This window comes from Paraburkholderia sp. GAS42, from assembly GCF_050436565.1.
GTDB lineage: Bacteria > Pseudomonadota > Gammaproteobacteria > Burkholderiales > Burkholderiaceae > Paraburkholderia.
In genome coordinates, this window is record NZ_JBNDML010000062.1 from 1 (window position 1) to 2,541 (window position 2,541).

The 2,541-nt window shown below is 65.1% G+C and carries 2 protein-coding genes; both read right to left on the reverse strand.

Going from position 1 to position 2,541, the window contains the following annotated elements; all coding sequences use genetic code 11:
• Positions 1-356 precede the first annotated feature (356 nt).
• A complete protein-coding gene (locus tag P3T16_RS34750) occupies positions 357-1,526 on the reverse strand; it encodes an IS91 family transposase (protein ID WP_429345654.1) in 1,170 nt (389 codons plus the stop codon).
• Positions 1,527-1,542: 16 nt separating this feature from the next.
• Entirely contained in the window at positions 1,543-2,418 is an 876-nt protein-coding gene (locus tag P3T16_RS34755; RefSeq protein ID WP_429345655.1) for a tyrosine-type recombinase/integrase, read from the reverse strand.
• Positions 2,419-2,541 lie beyond the last annotated feature (123 nt).

Sequence of the window (2,541 nt, forward strand, 5' to 3'; positions counted from 1 at the left end):
CGTTAAGGGTTGTTCGACGCCTGCCCTTGTCTGCTGCACCATGAGGGCACGATGACGCATGCGGGCAGGCGTTGGACAAGCCTCGAGGGAGGAAACCGCGGAGTGGACCGACGCGGCCGGAACCTTGAGCGGCTATGGGGATTGAAGGGAGCTCACCGTCAACCTTGCCGCGGGAGGCTGAAGCAAATCCGGGTCGGGGTGATGTCGAAGGTGGCTTCGAAGCTGTCGCCCGCCAGGTGGTGACGATGCCGCGAGCAGCGGCAAGGTCTGCCTGGAGCGGCAGGCGTGAGTGTCTCCTTGTTGGCGCTCGTTGCCGAAGAGCCGACAGTCGGATTGAACATCCTGGTCATTTGCGCTCATGCGCTGCCTCGCAATGTCGGCGGCGCGCGAATCGGGTGGGTGCGCAGGAGGATCTCGATGACGATCATCGGCGCGCCGCAGTGTCTGCAGATAAAGCTCGGCGCCCGGGCATCCGCAGACGCGTCATCGCTGGCGTCAATGACTGCTGGAGCGTGCAGCAACGCACGTATGGTCGCCAGGTTGTGCCGCCGCACCGGATTGGCTAGCAGCCCGTAGTGACGGATGCGGTGGAAGCCACCAGGCAACACGTGCAGCAGGAAGCGCCGCATGAACTCGCCGGCTTCGAGCGTCATGGTCTTGTAGCGGGTGCGCCCCCTGGCGCGGTAGTCCTTCCAGTGGAAGGTCACGCCGCGTTCATCGATCGCCATGAGCCGCTGGTTGGAGATGGCCACGCGATGCGTGTAGCGCGACAGATAGGCGAGTACGGCCCCGGGTCCGGCGAACGGGCGCTTCGCATACACCACCCATTCACAGGCGCGCAGCGGCGCGAGCCACCGGACGAAGGTAGCCCGATCAGCGAGCGCGGCATACTCGCCGAAGAACCGCAGCTGGCCGCGGCGATGCACGGTCGCGAGTTCCTCCAGGAAACGGCGCCGGAACAGGCGCGAGAGCACGCGCACCGGCAGGAAGAAGCCGGGCCGGCACGCGACCCACCGCTCGCCATCAGGTGACAGGCCCCCGCCAGGGACGATGCCGTGCACGTGCGGATGGTGCGTCAGTGCCGAGCCCCACGTATGCAGCACCAGCGTCGCGCCAATCTGCGCGCCCAGATGCTTCGGATCGGCGGCGATGGTGCGCAGGGTCTCGGCGGCAACATCGAACAGCAGCCCGTAGATCACCGCCTTGTTGTACCAGGCGATCGCGCTGATCGCGGCGGGTAATGTGAATACCACGTGGTAATACTCGACGGGCAGCAGGTCGGCCTGACGCGCCTCGAGCCATCGTCGTGCGGCGCTTGCCTGACACTTCGGGCAATGGCGGTTGCGGCAGGAGTTGTAGGCGACTTCCATCTGTTCGCAGCCGGAACAGCGCAACACATGTCCACCCAGCGCCGCACTGCGGCACTGCTGGATTGCCGACATGACCTTCAGCTGTCCCAGGCTCAGCTGTACCGTCTGTCGCCACGCCGGCCCATGCGCGCGGAAGATGTCCGCGACTTCGGGCACGGAAGTGCTCCGCGTGCTATGTGTTGTGCAGATTCTCCAGCGGACTGATCACCTCACGCAGCAAATCAGTAGCGACCTGTGCATAAAGTGCGGTGGTCTCCAGCTTCTTGTGTCCGAGCAGGACCTGGATCACACGGATATCGACCTTCTGTTCGAGCAGGTGGGTTGCAAAGCTGTGGCGCAACGTATGCATGGACACGCGCTTGTCGATCTGCGCCGCCTCGGCCGCGGCATGGATGGCGCGGTTCAGCTGCCGCGTGCTCAGCGGATCCACCGGATCGAGGCCCGGAAACAACCACCCACCTTCGAGCATCCTGCCCTGCGCGTGAGCCACGCGCCACCAGACACGCAGGCGTTCGAGCAGCACCGGCGAGAGCATCGCGTAGCGGTCGCGGCGGCCCTTGCCCTGCTCGATGCGCAGCGTCATGCGCTGGCTGTCGACATCACCGACCTTCAGCGCGACCACTTCACTGGTACGCAGGCCGGCGCCGTACGCGACCGACAGCGCAGTCTGGTGTTTCAGGTTGCCGGTGGCCGCGATCAGTCGGCCCACTTCGTCCGGGCTGAGCACGACGGGCAGCGTGCGTGGCACACGCACCGGCTGCATCCGCGCCATCAGCTCGGGCTCATGAAGCGTGATCTCGAAGAAGAACTTCAGTCCGGTGATCGCGGCGTTCAGCGAAACGGGTGACGTGCCGTGATCAACCAGATGCAGCTGGTAGCCTCGCAGGTCCTCGACGGTGGCGGTATCGGGTGAGCGCCCGAGAAACCGGGAAAACTCGCGCACGATCCGCAGATAGTTGGCCTGCGTCCTGGGGGAAAGCTGGCGCATGCGCATGTCGTCGATCATGCGCTGGCGCAGCGGGCTGATGCCCTGGCTGGTGTGGGTCATGACTCTGCTCCCGTTGAGTGACGAGGCGGATTGCCTCGCCCATCAACATGAAAACAGAGTCGGTTTCCTCAGCATTACCACTACCACGGGCCGGAGCCCCCTACCGCGCGAGCGGTTTCGTTC

Excerpts from the sequence above, each read along its gene's own strand:
- P3T16_RS34755 (WP_429345655.1), bottom strand. The coding sequence starts at position 2,418 with ATGACCCACACCAGCCAGGGCATCAGCCCGCTGCGCCAGCGCATGATC.